Source organism: Methylobacterium sp. A54F (assembly GCF_053346035.1).
Genome location: NZ_JBKFBF010000237.1, coordinates 1 through 255, shown reverse-complemented (window position 1 = coordinate 255; position 255 = coordinate 1). Strand labels below are relative to the sequence as shown.

The following is a 255-nucleotide window of genomic DNA, read 5'->3' as shown; positions in this document are numbered from 1 at the left end:
ACTTCACCACCCCGTGGTAGCGGTCGGCCGAGGCCTCGGCCGGCGCGTAGCCCTTGCCCTTCTGGGTGACCACGTGCAGCAGGATCGGGCCCTGCTCCGAGTCGCGCACGTTCTTGAGCACCGGCAGAAGGTGGTCGAGGTTGTGGCCGTCCACCGGGCCCACGTAGTAGAAGCCGAGCTCCTCGAACATCGTGCCCCCGCCCCCGGTGATCAGGTTGCGGGCGTACTCCTCGGCCTGGGCGGCGCGCTGGTAGA

1 protein-coding gene is annotated in these 255 nt (G+C 69.4%); it reads right to left on the bottom strand.

Annotated features, from left to right (window positions below; genetic code table 11):
- On the bottom strand, nt 1–255 hold a 255-nt coding region (locus tag ACLBXP_RS26125), incomplete at both ends, for a 1-deoxy-D-xylulose-5-phosphate synthase N-terminal domain-containing protein (RefSeq protein ID WP_447670682.1).